This window comes from Anaerorudis cellulosivorans, assembly GCF_025943985.1.
GTDB classification, from domain to species: domain Bacteria; phylum Bacteroidota; class Bacteroidia; order Bacteroidales; family Dysgonomonadaceae; genus Anaerorudis; species Anaerorudis cellulosivorans.
This window is the reverse complement of the sequence record NZ_JAPCWE010000009.1, coordinates 1-18877: the sequence shown is the minus strand read 5'-3', so window position 1 is coordinate 18877 and position 18877 is coordinate 1. Positions and strand designations below refer to the sequence as shown.

Sequence of the window (18877 nt, the reverse complement as noted above, 5' to 3'; positions counted from 1 at the left end):
TGAAGGTTTAAAAACTTAGCGCAACGAATCGAGCAGCTTTTCCAGCGAATATTCATCCGAAATATACACGTCACGAGGCTTACTCCCTTGTGCGGGACCCACAATTCCTGCAGCTTCCAGCTGATCCATCAACCGCCCGGCACGATTATAACCAATGGAAAACTTGCGCTGGATGAGCGACGTCGAACCCTGCTGGTGAATCACAATAAGCCTCGCTGCTTCCTCAAACAACGTGTCCCGCTCATTTAAATCTACTGCCCCGGGTTTATCCCCCTCGTCTGTCAAAACCTCAGGCAACGCATACGCCGTTTCGTATCCCCGCTGGCTGCCGATGTAGCGGGCAATTTCGTCAATCTCGGGCGTATCCACAAAAGCACATTGAATGCGGATAAGATTGTTTCCCTGAGAAAAAAGCAAATCGCCTCGCCCGGTCAACTGATTTGCGCCGTTCATGTCGAGAATTGTACGCGAATCGATCTGCGACGTCACCCGAAAAGCCATGCGGGCAGGAAAATTGGCCTTGATGGTTCCCGTAATGATGTTGGTTGTAGGCCGCTGCGTTGCGATAACCATGTGGATACCCACGGCACGAGCTTTCTGCGCAATACGCGCAATGGGCATCTCAATTTCTTTGCCCGCCGTCATAATCAGATCGCCAAACTCGTCGATCACCACCACGATATAGGGCATGTACCGATGCCCGTTGTTCGGATTCAAGCGACGTTTGACGAACTTCTCGTTATACTCCTTAATGGTACGCACGTGTGCCCGCATCAACAACTCGTAACGATCGTCCATCTCTTTGGTGAGCGAATTCAGCGTCTGCGTCACTTTGGTCACATCGGTAATAATGGCCTTTTCTTCATCGGGAAGCTTCGCAAGATAATGCCTTTCGATAATGGAATAAATATTGAATTCCACCATTTTCGGGTCGATCAACACCAGCTTCATCTCAGCCGGATGTTTTTTGTAAAGCAATGAGGTAATGATGGCATTAAGCCCAACCGATTTCCCTTGTCCGGTTGCACCCGCAACCAGCAAATGCGGCATTTTGGTCAGGTCGAAAATAAAAACCTCGTTTGTAATGGTTTTTCCCAGTGCCACAGGCAAATCGTACGTACATTCCTGAAATTTCTTTGAAGATATTACCGAGTGCATCGATACAATTTGCGGATCTTTGTTGGGCACTTCAATCCCGATGGTTCCTTTTCCCGGCATGGGAGCAATAATGCGGATTCCCAACGCCGACAAGCTCAATGCAATATCGTCTTCGAGATTCCGAATGCGCGAAATCCGCACACCCGCCTGCGGTACGATTTCGTATAAGGTAACGGTCGGTCCCACCGTAGCTTTTATGGAGGTAATTTCGATACCATAATTGCGAAGCGTATGAATAATCTTATCCTTGTTCTCATTCTGCTCCTGCATATTTACCTCCCTGTTGCCCGTATGGTACGTTTTGAGCAGATCCGTCGTCGGAAAACGAAACGCTGAAAGGTCTTTTCGCGGGTCGTAATCTTCCAGAATCTCGATACGTCCTTCATCTACAACTTCTGTATCGGGGCGAAATGCAGTGAAAACTTGCGCAGGAGTACCGATAACCGGCTCTTCATCTTTGGGAACCACCACCTCAAAATCGTTTTTATCCGTTGACAAAGATTCCCTGTTTTGCATCGTTACATTGTCTGTTGCACCGCTTTCCTGCTCATTCTCTCTTTCCTCCTCATCGTCTTCATCGCTTCTTCTTTTTCTTCTGAACAAACGTTTCAAAAAGGAAGGTTTTTGCTCTGTTTCCGGTTCTGTTTCCTCTGCTACCTTATTTATCTCAGGCTCATCGGGAGTACCTTCTTCTGCCTCGTCAGATTTCGGCTTATCGTTGACCAATGTTTGACGAATTTCCTGAACGGAATTTTTTCGAATAAGAACACGAAAAACGATGATAAACAAAAGGATTACCAAAATCACTCCCGGCCACCCGATGCTGCTTTCCAACAACTGTTCTATTCGAACACCATGACTGCCGCCCCAATTGATATGACTATCAGGAAAAAGTTTACCAAGAACAAAAGCAGATGCAATCGACCCGCCGATTAATCCCAAAGCCGTGAAAAAAAGAACATTGAAAAAGGAAAAATTAGACACTTTCATCAACCGAAGGCCAATATAAGCAATGAAAAAGGGAATAAGGATCGAAAAAATTCCAAACCCCCCGTTAATAAGCCTTTCGGCAATAAAAGCACCTCCTACACCCGTCCAATTCTCGACCTGCAAATTTTTATCGTTGACCAACTCGACAAAAGAGCGGTTAAGCACCTTACTTTGATCGGCAGCTCCGGTAAACAGGAACGAAATCATGGAAAGAAAAATAAAAATTCCTGTAAAAGCAATAATCACCCCCAAAAGAAAATGCAACCGCTCGCTTTTAAAAAAAGCGAGCCAATGGCTGTTCTTCTTCCGTGAAACCGATCGTTTCTTTTTTATGTTCTTTCTCGCTTTTACCATAGGTTGTTCGTTTCGTTCCGAAAAAGCCCGCGTATTTCCTGCAAATTTACATGATAATTTTCAATTTACCCAGAGACTCGTTAAAATTCCGTATTCGTCAAAATCTGCAAGAAAATCAGCCGGCTGTAAAATACACTTTCAACATTCCTTTTTTCATATAATCAAATTATCATCGTATTTTTAGCATTTTTTATACATAAATTTCGGCAATTTTTGTAGGAATTTTGTATTTTAAGGTGTTATTATTAAAGTAGCGACAGAAAGAGATCCTGTTTTCTGAAAAAGAGAGATTGATAAACAGTAAAAAACAAAATTATGAAAAAGTTGATTTTTTTGTTAACATGCTTTTTTATAATTGAATTTGCAGCGCACCAATTGTGTGCCCAATCTCCGAGTGCTTCAGCTACAGCAAAAGCAACGGCAACCATTGTTGCACCCATCAAAATCGCCAAAACAACCGATCTTTCCTTTGGAAATATCATTGCCGGATCAAGCAGCGGTACCGTAAAAATCGAAACCGACAATTCACGAACCCACTCAGGCGATGTTACCTTGCCAACATCGTCACAGGGAACTATAACCGCAGCTCGATTCACGGTTTCCGGTTTACCGAATGCTTCCTATTCCATCGCCGTTCCAGCATCGATCATCATTACCCGCGAAGGGGGAACAGAAATGATGCTAGTCGATAATATCACCACCACACCTGCAACCTCGGGTACATTGTCGGAAAACGGAGAACAAATCATCAACGTTGGGGCAACGCTTCACGTTGATGCCAACCAGGAAGAAGGCGTATATACAAACGAAAGCGGAATGACAGTAACGGTAGCCTATCAATAATATCTACCTCTTGGCTGTTTCATGCTCGCTTCTTGCTCGCTTTAAGGCAGGGACAACAACGTCGGATGTTGTTGATGTGGGATAAAACTCACCTGCATTTTTTCAGCAAAAAAAGCTAAATTCCGGAGCGGACTTGGAGCGAGGATGGTGCAGCCTTGGTACGGAGAAGGTACGGAGAAGACAGGAAGGTATATTGCAAACAAAAAAACGGCTTAACAAGAGCCTATTTATACTGCCTGAAAAATGACTGCGATGTATCGTAAGCAAAGTTTATGATTATTTAACCTTAATTTTATATTAATATTTTACAGGTCGAAAACAATAGGCTAAATTTGCAGCGATTTTTTAAAGAAAAAGACAGTTCGTTCTTTTTTTCAGACAAAATTCAACGCGAACAACCAATTAAAACCTCTTTATGAGAAAGTTCATTTTTCCCCTGACCGCACTTTTCGTAATCCTTTTTTTAACGCAGCATGTGAATGCTCAAATAAGCGCAACAGCCGAAACAACAGCCAAAATTGTCAGCGGACTTCAAATTACCAAAGAAGCCGATTTGAATTTTGGAAGCATGTTTTCCCCAAGAAATGGAGGGGGAACGGTAACCGTAGATGTTAACAACCAGCGAGCCGCTACAGGCGTTCAATTAGCAACCGTAACAGGAGAATCCATTACTGCTGCACAGTTTAAAGTTACCGGCGACCCTAATGCTACCTTTACGATCACTTTCCCTTATTCTTTCAGCGTTATCAATACTGATGGCAGCGGATCGTCGATGTTGGTGGATAATTTTACCTACAATAGCATCACATCGCCTTCTACATTGGATGGAAACGGAGAGAAGATCATTAAAATAGGCGCAACGTTACATGTGTATAATTATCAGGCACTAGGTACGTATAAAAACACAACCGACTTGAAAATAACCGTTGCCTACTATTAATTCAACATTTTTTATACTTAAGGATTAATTTACTCAAATATATCAACAATCAAATTAAAAAACCAAACCGTTTACTAACAATTAAAAACAAAAATGTATGAAAAAAACAGTATTTTTATTGGCAAGCCTATTCGTAATGATGCTTGCAACACAACAGATGAAAGCACAAAACGGAGCTACTGCAAGTGCCACTGCAACTGCAAAAGCTACTGTTGTCGAAGTTATTACCATTGACAAGGACGCAGATCTTGATTTTGGTACCTTTGCAAGTGGGATAATTGCTGGTACTGTATCAATGGAAACAGATGGAACCAGATCCCAAACGGGAGGTGTTGTTCTTTTAGCTACTAATCTTGGCCAACCCGCCAAGTTTACAGCACATGGAAAAGCCAAGGGACACTATTTTGTTACTTTACCTGCCAACAACTCTGTTACACTAACTTTATCAGGTGGCACCGAGACGATGACCATCGCTAATTTCGTTCATAGCGCTACAGGGGTTTTTGATGCTACAGGAAAAGAAACATTCAATGTAGGTGGAAAACTCACTGTGCCAGCTAATCAACCTGCCGGATTATATGAAGGAACATTCGACGTAATTGTCACCCACCAATAAAACTATTCTTTTTAGCGAAAGGGCGGTCTTAAGCTGCCCTTTTAATTTTTTTAAAACGAATGAAGAATGTAAGTAAAGAAATAAAAGCAGGACTCGGTTTTTTTATTTTACTTTTGTTATGTCCGCTGTTTGCATCGGCACAGGGCGATTTGTTGATCACACCGCATCGGGTGGTGCTGGAAGGCAACAAACAAATTGAAGAAATCGTTGTGGCCAATATAGGACAAGACACGGCCTTTTATTCCATTTCTCTGATCGAATACCGAATGACCGAAGATGGCAATTTGCAGGAAATCACCGAACCGATGCAGGGCGAAAAATTTGCTTCGCCCATGTTGCGTTTTTTCCCTCGTTCCATCGAATTGGCACCCAACGAATCGCAAGTAGTGCGCATCCAGGTAAGAAGAAGACCCGGTTTGGAAGAAGGAGAATATCGTTCGCACCTGTATTTCAGGGCTATACCCAAAGAGGAACCTCAGGGAAACGAAACGGCAGCTACCGATACAACCGGGATTGGTATTCGGCTTATTCCCATTTACGGCATATCCATCCCGGTGATCGTACGCATCGGCAACCTGTCGGCATCGTGCACCATCGGCGAATTGGCACTTGAACAAAAAGAAAAGGAGTCTCCGGTACTGAAACTGGTACTGAACCGTCAAGGCACCAAGTCGGTTTACGGCGATTTGACGGTGGATTACGTATCACCCACCGGAGAACGCATCAATGTGGGAAAAGTACGAGGAATTGCGGTATATACGCCCAATACGGTACGCCGTTTTTCTATGCCGTTAACTGTTCCCGAAGGAGTAAATTTGAACAACGGTAAACTCGTTGTGCGTTTTACCGATGCCAATGAAGCCAAACCGCTGGTGTACGACGAAAAAGAACTGCAGTTGCCGTAAATTGTTATGAATACATGCTGCGAATCATAGTATCCATTCATAGAGGGAAAAAAAGCATAAATTTCTGTATCTATTTCTATTCTTGTACGCCATTGCAATTCCGAACCTTTTTTCACAAATACAGGAAGTGGCTTATTCTTCTCCTCCAAATCAAATGGAGGTACGAGTTGTTCAACCCTTGTCGTTTGGTTCTTTCTCTCCGGGATTTTCGGGAGGCGATATTATTGTGTCTCCTTACGGAAACCGAACGGTCACAGGAACCATCGTTGCATTCCCCGACATTACCCCGCTTCCTGCACGATTTGAAGTCAGATTAATTCCCAATCGCATAGTTCACATTGTGCTTCCAACCAATGCAACCTTAACCCATACAGAAGGTAAGGGAAAAATGACCGTTACCAATTTTACCACCGATAAACCCGGAAATACATTTATAACGACACCTGGTAGCCCTTTCATCAATCCGGTACATATCGGAGCGACATTAAAAGTACAAAGCCTTACCGTCAACCCGCCGGGTAACTACAGAGGAACCTTCACCGTAACATTCGTTCAAGAATAAAAAATGTTTTGATGAACCAAAACCCCATCACCTTCTTGCCTAATGGTGAATTCACATTAAAAAAATTCGACTTTTACATCCGGTTATCCCGATTTCTGTTGTTTACATTATTCATCACGAACCCCTTGAAAATATATGCACAAGAGAGCGAAAGGGAAGAAATCCCCGTGAACGTGCGGGTAGAACGCTTGGGAGGCGTCACGCTCAATCCGCTGTACGAATACGAATCGGGGCGGCTTCTGCTGCCTGTCACGGAATTTTTCCGGTTCCTGCAAATAAAAGCTGAACCCGCGGCATCGCTCGACTCCATTAGCGGATTTATAGCAAAAGAAGAAAACTGCTACCTGATCGACAACCGCAACAAGAAGGTATTTTTGGGCGAAAGAGATTTTCCCGTCGAAGACGGCCAATTGATCAACACGGGAAACAAACTGTATATGGATCACCGGCTTTTCGGTGAAATATTCGGTTTGCATTGCCAATTCGATTTCAGGAGTCTCACGATAACCGTAAAACCCGACTTCGAACTGCCGGTTATCCGCGAGATGAAGCTTCAACAATATCGGAAAAACATCGATCAACTGAAAGGACAAATAAAGGCCGATACCACCTTAAATCAGAAGCACAACCTCTGGCGCTTCGGCATGGTGGACTGGGCACTCAACGCGACTCAAAACACGGCAAGTAAAAACAATACCCAATTGTGGTTAAAAACCGGAGCCGAACTATTGGGAGGCGAAACCAACCTGCAATGGTATTACTCATCGCTCACCAAATTGAATAATCGCAGCATAAACTATTACTGGCGGTGGGTCGATAACGAGAAAAAAGCCGTCCGCCAGGTACGAGCAGGCAGAATTGCTCCGTCATCTATCTCATCGATTTACGATCCCGTTTCGGGAATCAGTGTCACCAACGCTTCAACACGTTATCGCCGTTCGTTTGGCGAATACACCATTGCCGATCACACCGAACCGGGTTGGACCGTGGAGCTTTACGTGAACAACGTAATCGTGGATTATCAGACGGCCGACGCAACGGGATTCTACAGCTTCAATGTTCCGCTGGTTTACGGTTCGTCGGAAGTGATGCTCAAGTTTTACGGACCTTACGGCGAAGAACGCATTCAACGGCAATACCTGAACATTCCCTTTAATTTTTTACCCAAAGGCGAATGGGAATACAACGTGAGCTATGGTGTCGTACTCGACAAGGAGCGATCGCGCTTTGGCAAAGCCGAAACCAAATACGGTATCAACCGCTATATCACGGTAGGCGGCGGCATGGAATACCTGTCATCCCTTACCGGAAATGAAGAAATTCCTTTCCTAAACGCCTCGATATCCCCTTTCGGGAATCTGCTCCTCAACGCCGAATATGCCAAAGGGGTACGGACAAATGTGCTGGCAAATTACCGGCTCCCGTCGGGACTGTCGTTTGAGCTGAATTATACCCACTATGACCCGGAACAAAAAGCCATTCTGGTCAGCTATCGGGAAGAAAGACAGGCGACCCTTTCGTTACCCATACGTCTGCCTAAATTTACGGCTTTCTCGCGTCTGTCGTTCCGGCAAAATGTTTACAAAACCTTCACCTACAACACGGCCAATCTCACCTTTTCGTCTTATATCAAAAGGGTTAATGCCAACATAAGCGCCTATGCCAACTGGATGAACGGCGAAAGTCCCTACGTCTACGGCAATTTGGGAATCGGGCTGCCCATGTGGAAAGGGGTGACCTCGCGACTGCAAAGCCAGGTGAGCTTTACAGACAAAAAGGTGAACACATTGAGAGCTGAAATCGAAAAACGCATTGGTCGACAGGGATATCTGTCCTTTGCGGGGGAAAACAATTTTCAATCGGATTATCGCGCCGCTACCCTTTCTTTTCGGTGGACCCTGCCGTTCTCACAAGTCAATTTGTCGACCCGCCTGTCCAACAACGATTTCATGACAACGCAGGGAGCACAGGGAAGTTTCGCCTTCGGCAGCGGCAACGGATATGCGCATGCCGACAACCGCCCTTCGGTTGGTACGGCAGGGTTGACCATTGCTCCTTTTATCGATATCGACCATAACGGCACAAAAGACAGCAACGAACCCTTGGCATCGGGTCTTGCCGTGAGAATGACGGGCGGAAGAATCATTCAAGGCAGCAAGGATTCGCTCATCCGTATTGTGGGACTCGAACCGTATACCGACTATCTTCTGACGCTCAACGATAAAAGCCTGGAACAGATTTCGTATCGCATTGCACATAAAAATCTTCGCCTTTTTGCGAGTCCCAATCAATTTCAACGGATCGATGTGCCTATACTGCCGATGGGAGAAGTGAACGGATGGGTTTTCATAAAAGAAGGAACCGCCCGTAAAGGCCTCGAACGAATGGTAGTGAATTTTTATACCGAAAAAGGAGAAAAGAGAGCCTCGACCATTACCGACTACGATGGCAGTTTTACCTATCTCGGCCTGTCGCCGGGTAAATACTATGCCCGGGTCGATTCGACACAATTGAACAAACTCGGCATGAAGGCTTCTGTTGCCGAAGTGCCTTTTGAAATCGAACCCGATGTGTTGGGCGATATCGTGGACGACCTGCAATTGGTTGTGGAAAAACCGTTGGAAAAAACGGAAATCGAAAAAGGAACACTCAAAGAAGCCGAAAAAACAAAAGAAGCTGAAAAAACAACTGCCTCACAACAACAGCCGATATCTCCAACAACAAATGTCAAAGAAGTCGTGGAAGAGGAGTTTTATTCGCTTCAATTGGGATCTTTCCAAAACAGGACCTATGCCGAACAATTTGCTGAAATGCTGAAATACCGCTTTGGATTGCCTGTTTGGATCGACTACGAAAACAAGCTGTATAAAGTGCGTATGGGAAAATTTGCCGATCGTGCCGCAGTGGATCGGTTTAGAAAATCGCTATGGACAGAAGGCATCGACAGTTTCCCGGTTATCAAAAAAGAGAAAAAGCAGGAGAATCCGACCGACTGAAATTAAAAAAAGGTCGAGCATTTTAAACTAATCTGCCTGAAAATTATCTATTAAACGAATACGTTTTGTATCTTTGAAAAATAAAACAAGGTTATTTTTTTGAAGGAAAGACAATTTGCAATCAATGAAAAAAAACATACTTGCTTTTCTGATTTTATTGTGTTCTCTGTCGCTTCCGGCTCAAGTGAATACCGACAGGGTGATGATGATAGGGCGAAATGCCCTTTATTTTGAAGATTATGTTCTCGCCATACAATATTTCAACCAGGTAATCAGTGCCAAGCCCTACCTGGCCGACCCCTATTATTACCGGGGATTGGCCAAGTTTATGCTCGACGATTTCAAGGGGGCAGAAGACGACTGCACACTGTGCCTCGAACGCAATCCGTATTGGATGGCGGCATATCAACTGCGTGCCGCTGCACGTCAGAACCAGGAAAAATTTGCCGAAGCAGCGGAAGATTACGCGAGAAGTCTCGAGTTTTTCCCGGAAGACAAACTGACACTGGTGAATATGGGGATTGTGCAAATGCAAATGAAACAATATAAGGAAGCCGGAAAATATTTCGACGAATTGATTCATTTGTTTCCCGACTATGTTCCCGGCTACCTGGCTCGCGCACAAATGCATCTCGAACAAAAAGACACCACCCTTGCCCTTGCCGATTACGACAAAGCCATCGAAATCGATCCCTATACTTCGCAATCGTTTGCAGCAAGAGGACTACTGCATTATCAATTGAAAGAGTACAACAAAGCGCTTGCCGATTTGGACGAAGCCATACGACTGGATCCCTATTTCGAAGGAAATTACATTAACCGCGGGTTGGTGAAATACAGCCTGAACGATCTGCGCGGAGCAATGGCCGACTACGACAGGGTGCTCGAAATGGATGCCAACAACCTGATAGCCAGATTCAACCGTGGACTGTTGCGTGCGCAAGTGGGCGATAACAACCGCGCTATCGAAGATTTCGACAAAGTGCTCGAACTGGAACCCGGCAATACCATTGCCTATCTCAACAGGGCATTGCTCAACAACGAGATCAACAACTACGAGGGGGCACTGGCCGATTTGAATGTGGTGCTCAGGGAACATCCCGATTTCTTTCAGGGCTACTACATGCGGTCGGAGTTGAAACGCAAGATGGGCGATTTGGCGGGTGCGGAAAAAGATTTCTATCTGGCAAGAAACGAAGAGGCGGAATTCGGTAAAAAATCGGAGAACGAAACCAATCCTGCAAAACTCGACAAAGACACCCAACCTAAAGAAACCCGTGAAACAACGGACAACGATATCGAAAAGTTCAACATGCTGGTGGTTGCCGACAAAGAAACGGAACAGAAGACCAATTATCGGAACAGAAGCAGAGGTAAGGTGCAAAACATCAATGCACGGGTTGAGCTTCAGCCCAAATTTGTGCTCACTTACTACGAAAAGCCTTATGAAGTGCAACGTCCTGTTTATTTCCTGAAGGAACTGGATAAGGCAAACCATGAATCGGGATTGGCATGGAAACTGAGAATTACCAACAATGAGGCAGGATTAAACGAATTGCAGATTCAAACCCATTTTCGCTCCATCAACAACTATTCGAAGCAGATCGATAATGAGCCGAATAAAGCTATGCTGTATTTCGGCCGGGGATTGGATTACATGCTGGTGCAGGATTATGCCAACGCGTTGCAGGATATCAACACAACGATTTCGCTGAAACCCGACATGACGATAGCTTATTTTGCCCGTGCCGTGATCCGAAGCAAACAAATGGAAGTGGACGCAATGGCGCAACAACCGGAGGGATTTAAAGGCAGCGATTCCCCGTTGAAAATAAAACTTCCTTCGCGCAACGAAAAATTTACAGGTCAAAACCTGCCAAAGGTACCTGAGGTTTCTAAGGAAATCATCGGTTATGACGCCATCCTCAAGGATTACGAAAAAATACTCCAACTCGACCCCGACTTTTTCTATGCCTATTACAACCGGGCAGAGATTTATACGATAGAAAAAGATTACCGGGCAGCTATCGACGATTATACCGAAGCCATCAAGCGCGAGCCCAATTTTGCCGAAGCTTATTTCAATCGCGGGCTGGCGCGGCTTTCCATCGGTGAATCGACGGCGGGACTCGACGATTTGCGTAAAGCAGGCGAATTGGGTATCGTAGAATCGTACAGCATCATCAAACGGATGCAATAACTGTTTTTGCCATGCCGTGTGTTCAACGATGAACGGTCAGGAGAAACATCCTATTCTCCCGCTTTATCTCTTTTCGGAAGAAGCTTTTTTTCTTTTTTCCCGCGTAAATAACTGTCCAAACGGGTAATCATCCAAAAAATACTGAAAACGGAAGCCACCACAATAACGGTGTTCCAAAATTGGGAGGATAATAAGAAATCCTTCCCGCTAATGAAGAAGGCTCCAGCTGCAATAGCAGCCAATACGGCATACATGATACCGAAAATCGTTTTAAATTCACCCCATATATTCTCCTTCTTTTTTGGGGGAACATATTCCTGCCCGCGCTTGAGTGCTTGTTCTGTCTGAATCTGCTGCATGATGCGGTATTCCAGATTTTCGGGTGCCGATGTTTTGCCGTAACGAACAAGTTCGCGCATCAGCTCATCCTCCAGCAACTTGTTTTTTTTATTTTTATCTTCCATTTTTCATTTCTGTTTCTTCGCAACATCCTTTACGGTCATACTGCAAATAATTGAACAACTTTTCTTTAAACGCTTTTCGGGCACGAAAAAGTTTTACTTTTACGTTCGATTCATTCAGTCCCGTGATTTTTGCCACCTCCTTCACCGAATGGTCTTCCATATAATATAAGGTGAGCAGCAATGCATCACCCTTTGTCATCTGATCCAGAATTTCCGAAACCATCTCTTTTTTCTCGGCCTCTTCCATTTGCAATTCCGGATTATCATCCGACAACGCAGGTACATCCTCGGCTTCTTTCCCGTAATCGGTTGTCCACATCCTTGCATGAGTATGGGTTACAGCCGTATTATACACGATGCGGTAAAGCCAGGTAGAAAATTTACTGTCGCTACGGAAACTATGCAGATTACGAAATGCTTTCAGATAGCTTTCCTGCACAATATCCTCCGCATCCTGCCTATTGCCGCAAATCCTCAAAGCAATGGTCATAGCCATATCCTGATAGGTTTCTACGAAATAAGCGAATGCGGAAGTATTGCCGGAAAGCACTTGCTGAACACACAATAGTTCATCCATCGCAGAAAATTATTCCCCGGGTTGATCCTCTTCGCCTTCCCTCGGCATGTTGCGGGTAACCAGGAAATAAACGAGATAGCCTACTCCCAGGAAAGACACAATCGATGCCGACGTAATCCAAAATTTGTTCTCATCCCCGATAACAAGATATTGCGAACAAAGGAAACCGACGATAATGCCGATACCCAATGCCGCGAGAATGATGCCGTTACGAAGGGAAACCATCCGGTTGGGATTGGTTTTCTTTTTGGGTTCGTTTGGCGGGATAATTCCCTGATTGATCAAGGCCATCCGTTCGTTATGATCTGCATTAAGTTTTCGCAAAATCAATACCAATGCTGTTACAACGGGCAACGCAAAGATAGAAATAATGGCTACAATCGGAATTAAAACATCTTCCATCATTTTCTTTAAATTTTAAAGGGTTTTACTTATTCTCATGTCGCTCATAAGACTATCACCCCCTGCATTTGGTTACAATAATAAGGTAAAAAAGCGAAAAGTCCGCGAATCCCTTCGCAGACTTTCCCTGTTAACACAATCTTCATGAAACAAACTACACTATCGAGTTGATTGCAGAATTATAATCCGGCTCCTGTGCAATCTCAGGAACCAGTTCCTTATATACGATTTTACCTTCCGGATTTACCACGATTACGGCACGTGCCAATAATCCTTTCATGGGGCCATCGACTATCGTAAGTCCATATTGTTCGCCAAATGACGGATTACGAAACGTGGACAACGTAATAACATTTTCGATACCTTCGGTAGTGCAGAATCGTCCTGCCGCAAAAGGAAGATCGGCCGAAATGCATAAAACAACCGTATTTTTCAACGCTGCAGCTTCCTTGTTGAAACGGCGAACCGATGCAGCACATACCCCGGTATCCAAACTCGGAAAGATATTTAATACCACATATTTACCTCTGAAATCGGATAGCTTTGCTTCCGATAAATCGGACTTCACCAACGTAAAATCAGGAGCTTCTTCGCCTACTTTCGGTAGCTCACCGCAAGTATGGATAGGTTGTCCTTTAAATGTTATGTTTGCCATATTGCTCAACTATTTTTTATTCCGATTCCCGTTCCTAATTTATAATTATTCTACTTTATATCCTATGGAACGTTACTGTCAAATAAACGAAAAGGACGAATAAATGTTCATCAAATTCTCATTTTTAACTTTTTCAGGACGGTAAACGCAATTCTTCACGGAGATATCGTGCCGTGTAACTTTCGGAGTTTTTGCAAATTTGTTCGGGAGTACCTGTAACCATAATGTATCCTCCCTTCTCTCCGCCTTCGGGTCCCAGATCGATAATATAATCGGCACATTTGATCACATCGAGGTTATGCTCAATGACAACCACGGTATTGCCTTTGTCGACCAACTTGTTGAGTACCGACAACAACACCCGGATATCCTCGAAATGCAAACCTGTGGTAGGTTCGTCGAGTACATAAAGCGTGTTGCCCGTGTCGATACGGGCAAGCTCGGCAGCCAGTTTCACCCGCTGACTTTCTCCTCCCGACAACATCGTAGAAGACTGTCCGAGTTTGATATAACCCAACCCCACCTCCTGTAACACTTCAATTTTGCGAAGCACGGCAGGAACATTTTCGAAAAACTCCACTGCCGCATTAATGGTCATATCCAGCACATCGGCAATGGATTTTCCTTTGAACCGCACTTCCAATGTTTCGCGGTTATACCGCTTTCCGTGACATACTTCGCAGGGCACCATCACATCGGGCAGAAAATTCATCTCGATGGTTTTGTATCCGTTGCCGCCACACGCTTCGCAACGCCCACCCTTCACATTGAACGAGAAGCGGCCGGGTTTGTATCCCCTCACTTTTGCTTCGGGCATCTCGGCAAACAAGGCACGAATATCGTTGAAAACCCCGGTATAGGTTGCCGGATTTGAACGCGGCGTACGCCCGATAGGTGATTGATCCACGGTTACCACTTTATCCACATGTTCTGTTCCATAAACCGCTTTGTAGGGCAACGGATCGTTGAGCGAACGGTAAAGCTTTTGGCTCAAAATAGGTTGCAACGTTTCGTTGATGAGGGTCGATTTGCCGCTTCCCGAAACGCCGGTTACGCAAATGAATGTTCCCAACGGAAATTTCACGGTCACATTTTTGAGGTTATTGCCGGTCGCCCCTTCAATAATCAATTCTTTTCCGTTCCCTTTTCGACGTTTTTCGGGTACGGCAATTTTCAGCTTCCCGTTCAGATAATTTGCGGTAAGGGTATTTTTGGTAATCATTTCTTTGGGCGTTCCCTCAAATACCACTTCTCCACCCTTACGACCTGCAAAGGGTCCCATATCCACAATATAATCCGAAGCAAGCATCATATCCTTATCGTGTTCCACCACAATAATCGAATTACCGGAATCACGGAGTTTTTTCAACGAATCGATGAGCCGGTGATTGTCGCGCTGATGGAGTCCGATGCTGGGTTCATCCAAAATATACAAGACATTTACCAGTTGCGAACCGAGCTGCGTTGCCAACCGTATGCGCTGACTCTCACCACCTGAAAGCGAGGCCGAAGCGCGGGAAAGCGACAGGTAGCCCAATCCGACATCCAACAGAAACTGCAAGCGCGACAGAATTTCTTTACGGATTTCCCCGGCAATGATGCGTTGCTTATCCGGCAGGTGATGATCCAAATCGTCCATCCAATCATACAGCCGGCGGATGTCCATTTCGGCAAGTTCGGCAATGTTTTTCCCGTTTATCCGGTAATGCAGCGCCTCCTTGTTCAATCGCTGTCCGTGACATTCCGGACAAACAGATGTGGTAATAAACTGTCCTGCCCATTTCTGTGCCGTTGCCGAGGCATCATCGTCCTGTTGCATCTCGATATATTTTGCAACCCCTTCGTAGGTAACCAAATAGTTGGAATAGCCCAACGCTTCATTTTTGATTTTCAACCGTTCGTTCGTGCCATACATAATTTCATCGATGGCTTCTTGCGGAATATCCTTGATGGGCGTTTTCAGGGTAACCCCGTATTTCTCGCAAATGGCCGCAATTTGCCAGAAAATCAAGCTGCTTCGTTCCTTCCCCAACGGTACGATTCCTCCTGCAGCAATGCTCAAATCGGGGTTGGGAATCACTTTTTCCATATCGATCCGGTCCACCGTTCCCAAGCCCTTGCAGCGTGGACAAGCGCCTTGAGGCGAGTTGAACGAAAAATTGTGCGGTGCAGGCTCGCTGTACGACAATCCGGTAGTGGGACACATCAATTGCCGGCTGTAATAGCGCACTTCACCGGTTTCGACATCCTGAATCAGTATCAGTCCCTGTCCTTGCTTCATTGCCGTGCGGACACTGGCTCTCAACTGATCGGCAAATTTGTCGGAAACCACCAGTTTATCGATCAGTATTTCGATATCGTGATTCTTGTATCGGTCTACCCGCATACCGGGAAGAATCTCCTTAATCTCGCCATCGACCCGCACATGAAGGTAACCCTTCTTGCGAATCTGCTCGAAAAGCTCCTTGTAATGCCCTTTACGATTGCGAACCACAGGTGCCAGAATATAGATTTTCTTTTGGGCATACTTTTGCAAAATCAGCTCAAGAATCTGCTCTTCGGTATATTTCACCATTTTCTCACCAGTGAGGTACGAATAGGCTTCTCCTGCACGCGCAAAAAGCAGGCGAAGAAAATCATATACTTCCGTAGCAGTACCCACGGTTGAGCGCGGATTTTTGCCCGTCGTCTTTTGCTCGATGGCAATTACCGGACTCAGTCCCGTAATCTTGTCCACATCGGGACGCTCGATCTTTCCCAAAAAACCCCGCGCATACGCCGAAAAGGTTTCGATATAGCGACGCTGACCTTCGGCATAAAGGGTGTCGAAAGCCAATGACGATTTTCCGCTCCCGCTCAAGCCGGTGATCACCGTAAGCGCATCGCGCGGAATTTTTACGTCTATATTTTTAAGATTATGTACACGGGCACCGTATACATTAATGTACTCTGTTTCCTCATTCATAACCTGTTAAAACGCAGAATAACCTAAAATGTTCATCTTTATTCAATTCTCCTCTACTTCTATTCTACAACCCGGCTTACTCTGTAACCCAGCGTTTATCGTGGACCTTTATTTTTTCTCCTTTTTTGTAGTAAAGGCTTTCGCGGGTCGGGATAAGAAGGGTATATGTTTTTCCTGTTTTGTTGGTGAGTTTGTCGCTGCGTAACCACGAGTTGAAGTCTTTCAGTTGTGCGTACGTAATGCCGTTTTCCCGGGCAAAAGCAACCAAATCGGGGATTTGCCCCGATATCCGCACCTCCTTAAATTCCATGGGTTTATATAACTGATGTGGACGGATGACAAATCCATACCTGCGCGGATTCTCAAAAACAAGCTTGATAGCCAACATACGGAAATAATACCGCATGGTTTCGTCCACAAGCCACATATCCAGCGCATTTTCAACCTGCTGATTACGCAATTCGTTGGCAATCCTCGCCCTCCCTCCGTTATACGATAATGCAGCTGCCGTCCATGATCCGTATTCGCGACGAGCATTACTTAGATAACGACACGCAGCCTCGGTCGATTTTTCGATATGATACCGCTCGTCCACTTCGGAAGAAACTTCCAACCCGTTAAGCTTGGCCGTGCTTGCAATAAATTGCCAAAGGCCGACCGCACGTGCGGGAGAAGTCGCCCGATGATCGAGACTGCTCTCTATCACCGCAAGGTATTTCATATCGTCGGGAATACCCTCACGTTTGAGAATAGGTTCGATAATGGGGAAAATGCGGTTTGCCCGCTTGAAAAGCAAAAGCGTAGTGGAATGAAAATAAGTAAAACTGTTCAGTTCCCTGTCCATGCGCTCCCGCAAATCGTACCGGTCGAAAACGATTTTTTCCCCGGCAAAAGTCATCTCATCCGGGATATCCACCGAAGCCGTCATGGAAAGCACGTAGGGTTTCTCGACTGCCGCTTTCTCTACATCATTTCCCGCTATCAACCAAACCGAGGCAATCACGACAACAATGAGAAACACATGCATCCAGACAAGGAGAGTAGATTTTTTCATTTCTGTTTCGCGTATATTTTCTTTTTGAAGAATCAAATATACATAAAAAATTTGTCGCAGAGTCAATCGGCAAGTACAAAACTAATCGAATTGTTTATTGTCAAGTTTTCATTCGGATGCTCTTTTTCTCATAGTTTCGTTTGGTTACGCTTCACTTCACAACGAGAAAAACATTAACGGCATGATGAAACTTGACAGATTAAAATTTTAGTCATGAACTAAATGTTATTTCATAAAAATAGATTACATTTGCAAATGGATATATTTTTCGTATCCTTTTGCAAATAAAATATGAATACTCAAAAACAAACATATTACAATTATATAGAACGATATTTAGACAATATCCGTTCAAAAGGACGTTATTCTTTCACGTTGGAGGAATTGCAGAAAGAATTTGACATATCCTATCGGGCATTAAAGCAAAGCCTATACAGGTTAAAATCAAAAAACAAAATCGCCCAAGTTCGCCAAGGGTTTTATGTTATTATTCCGCCCGAATATTCTCAACAGGGAATGTTGCCTCCTTCGCTATTTATTGACGATTTAATGAACTCATTAAACAAGCCCTATTATGTTTCACTACTTTCGGCAGCTGCAATGTTCGGCGCAGCACACCAGCAACCGATGGAATACACTGTCATAACGGAAACACCGGCACCGAGGAGCATTACCAATAAAAAGCTCAAGATCACTTTCTTGTCTAAAAGCGACTGGATACAGGACGGGATAGCAAAACAAAAAACTAACGCGGGATACATAAACGTTTCTCTACCGGAATTAACAGCGTTGGATCTATTTTCATATAGCCATAGATTCACAACAAACCAAATCGTTACGATTCTGCAAGAGTTGGTTGAAAAAATGAAAGTCGTAAATCTTACCAAAATAGCCGGACAATATAGTAACACAGCTTCCATTCAACGGTTGGGGTACATTTTAGAGACCGAACTTAAGCAGCAGAAATTGGCAGATAGTTTATGGAAGATATTGGCACAACGAAATTATTTCCCGATTCCGCTCTCCACAAAAAAAGAGAAGAAAGGAGAAGCAGACAATAGGTGGAAAGTCACTAGTGTCCCGTTAAAATAATGTTTATTGTTTGTAAATATTTTATATTTAATAATATGCGTCCTGAATTTCTTGTACACGATTTGAATTGGTTACTTTTGCGTTTCCCTTCAAATAGCGTACGA

Annotated in this window: 15 protein-coding genes; 8 read left to right on the top strand and 7 right to left on the bottom strand. The window is 44.6% G+C overall.

Annotated elements, in window-relative coordinates; genetic code table 11:
- Positions 1-15: 15 nt before the first annotated feature.
- The gene (locus OLM34_RS06500) at positions 16-2502 is read right to left on the bottom strand and encodes an FtsK/SpoIIIE family DNA translocase (protein ID WP_264406045.1); all 2487 of its coding nucleotides are present in this window, start codon (positions 2500-2502) and stop codon (positions 16-18) included.
- A gap of 315 nt (positions 2503-2817) precedes the next feature.
- Here OLM34_RS06500 and OLM34_RS06495 point away from each other — a divergent pair, with 315 nt between their 5' ends.
- From OLM34_RS06495 to OLM34_RS06465, 7 genes are all read left to right on the top strand, one after another.
- A complete protein-coding gene (locus tag OLM34_RS06495; RefSeq protein WP_264406044.1) occupies positions 2818-3345 on the top strand; it encodes a DUF4402 domain-containing protein in 528 nt (175 codons plus the stop codon).
- 415 nt (positions 3346-3760) lie between these two features.
- A complete protein-coding gene (locus OLM34_RS06490; protein ID WP_264406042.1) occupies positions 3761-4285 on the top strand; it encodes a DUF4402 domain-containing protein in 525 nt (174 codons plus the stop codon).
- Between the two features lie 97 nt (positions 4286-4382).
- Entirely contained in the window at positions 4383-4901 is a 519-nt protein-coding gene (locus OLM34_RS06485) for a DUF4402 domain-containing protein (protein ID WP_264406040.1), read from the top strand.
- Between the two features lie 59 nt (positions 4902-4960).
- Positions 4961-5806, top strand: a complete 846-nt coding sequence (locus OLM34_RS06480) for a fimbrial biogenesis chaperone (RefSeq protein WP_264406039.1) — start codon at positions 4961-4963, stop codon at positions 5804-5806.
- A gap of 154 nt (positions 5807-5960) precedes the next feature.
- Positions 5961-6368: a DUF4402 domain-containing protein gene (locus tag OLM34_RS06475; RefSeq protein WP_264406037.1), complete on the top strand. Its 408-nt coding sequence runs from the start codon at positions 5961-5963 to the stop codon at positions 6366-6368.
- 11 nt (positions 6369-6379) lie between these two features.
- On the top strand, positions 6380-9364 hold the full coding sequence (locus OLM34_RS06470; protein ID WP_264406035.1) for an SPOR domain-containing protein: 2985 nt from the start codon (positions 6380-6382) through the stop codon (positions 9362-9364).
- Between the two features lie 124 nt (positions 9365-9488).
- Entirely contained in the window at positions 9489-11564 is a 2076-nt protein-coding gene (locus tag OLM34_RS06465; RefSeq protein ID WP_264406033.1) for a tetratricopeptide repeat protein, read from the top strand.
- Positions 11565-11614: 50 nt separating this feature from the next.
- Here the strand turns inward: OLM34_RS06465 and OLM34_RS06460 are convergent, their stop codons facing one another.
- From OLM34_RS06460 to OLM34_RS06435, 6 genes are all read right to left on the bottom strand, one after another.
- Positions 11615-12028 carry a hypothetical protein gene (locus OLM34_RS06460; RefSeq protein WP_264406032.1) on the bottom strand — a complete coding sequence of 138 codons (414 nt, stop codon included), beginning with the start codon at positions 12026-12028 and terminating at the stop codon, positions 11615-11617.
- Positions 12018-12605, bottom strand: a complete 588-nt coding sequence (locus OLM34_RS06455) for an RNA polymerase sigma factor (protein WP_264406031.1) — start codon at positions 12603-12605, stop codon at positions 12018-12020. The genes OLM34_RS06460 and OLM34_RS06455 overlap by 11 nt, the downstream gene beginning before the upstream one ends.
- Before the next feature lie 9 nt (positions 12606-12614).
- Positions 12615-13010: a DUF6249 domain-containing protein gene (locus OLM34_RS06450; protein ID WP_264406029.1), complete on the bottom strand. Its 396-nt coding sequence runs from the start codon at positions 13008-13010 to the stop codon at positions 12615-12617.
- Positions 13011-13161: 151 nt separating this feature from the next.
- Positions 13162-13662, bottom strand: a complete 501-nt coding sequence (gene tpx / locus OLM34_RS06445; RefSeq protein ID WP_264406027.1) for a thiol peroxidase — start codon at positions 13660-13662, stop codon at positions 13162-13164.
- A gap of 133 nt (positions 13663-13795) precedes the next feature.
- The gene (gene uvrA / locus OLM34_RS06440) at positions 13796-16627 is read right to left on the bottom strand and encodes an excinuclease ABC subunit UvrA (RefSeq protein WP_264406025.1); all 2832 of its coding nucleotides are present in this window, start codon (positions 16625-16627) and stop codon (positions 13796-13798) included.
- Between the two features lie 76 nt (positions 16628-16703).
- A complete protein-coding gene (locus OLM34_RS06435; RefSeq protein WP_264406024.1) occupies positions 16704-17681 on the bottom strand; it encodes a lytic transglycosylase domain-containing protein in 978 nt (325 codons plus the stop codon).
- A gap of 291 nt (positions 17682-17972) precedes the next feature.
- Here OLM34_RS06435 and OLM34_RS06430 point away from each other — a divergent pair, with 291 nt between their 5' ends.
- The gene (locus OLM34_RS06430) at positions 17973-18773 is read left to right on the top strand and encodes a type IV toxin-antitoxin system AbiEi family antitoxin domain-containing protein (RefSeq protein ID WP_264406023.1); all 801 of its coding nucleotides are present in this window, start codon (positions 17973-17975) and stop codon (positions 18771-18773) included.
- The last annotated feature ends 104 nt before the right edge of the window (positions 18774-18877 follow it).

Coding starts and splice junctions, on each gene's coding strand:
- OLM34_RS06500 (WP_264406045.1), bottom strand. CDS start 2,502: ATGGTAAAAGCGAGAAAGAACATAAAAAAGAAACGATCGGTTTCACGG.
- OLM34_RS06495 (WP_264406044.1), top strand. CDS start 2,818: ATGAAAAAGTTGATTTTTTTGTTAACATGCTTTTTTATAATTGAATTT.
- OLM34_RS06490 (WP_264406042.1), top strand. CDS start 3,761: ATGAGAAAGTTCATTTTTCCCCTGACCGCACTTTTCGTAATCCTTTTT.
- OLM34_RS06485 (WP_264406040.1), top strand. CDS start 4,383: ATGAAAAAAACAGTATTTTTATTGGCAAGCCTATTCGTAATGATGCTT.
- OLM34_RS06480 (WP_264406039.1), top strand. CDS start 4,961: ATGAAGAATGTAAGTAAAGAAATAAAAGCAGGACTCGGTTTTTTTATT.
- OLM34_RS06475 (WP_264406037.1), top strand. CDS start 5,961: ATGGAGGTACGAGTTGTTCAACCCTTGTCGTTTGGTTCTTTCTCTCCG.
- OLM34_RS06470 (WP_264406035.1), top strand. CDS start 6,380: ATGAACCAAAACCCCATCACCTTCTTGCCTAATGGTGAATTCACATTA.
- OLM34_RS06465 (WP_264406033.1), top strand. CDS start 9,489: ATGAAAAAAAACATACTTGCTTTTCTGATTTTATTGTGTTCTCTGTCG.
- OLM34_RS06460 (WP_264406032.1), bottom strand. CDS start 12,028: ATGGAAGATAAAAATAAAAAAAACAAGTTGCTGGAGGATGAGCTGATG.
- OLM34_RS06455 (WP_264406031.1), bottom strand. CDS start 12,605: ATGGATGAACTATTGTGTGTTCAGCAAGTGCTTTCCGGCAATACTTCC.
- OLM34_RS06450 (WP_264406029.1), bottom strand. CDS start 13,010: ATGATGGAAGATGTTTTAATTCCGATTGTAGCCATTATTTCTATCTTT.
- tpx (WP_264406027.1), bottom strand. CDS start 13,662: ATGGCAAACATAACATTTAAAGGACAACCTATCCATACTTGCGGTGAG.
- uvrA (WP_264406025.1), bottom strand. CDS start 16,627: ATGAATGAGGAAACAGAGTACATTAATGTATACGGTGCCCGTGTACAT.
- OLM34_RS06435 (WP_264406024.1), bottom strand. CDS start 17,681: ATGAAAAAATCTACTCTCCTTGTCTGGATGCATGTGTTTCTCATTGTT.
- OLM34_RS06430 (WP_264406023.1), top strand. CDS start 17,973: ATGAATACTCAAAAACAAACATATTACAATTATATAGAACGATATTTA.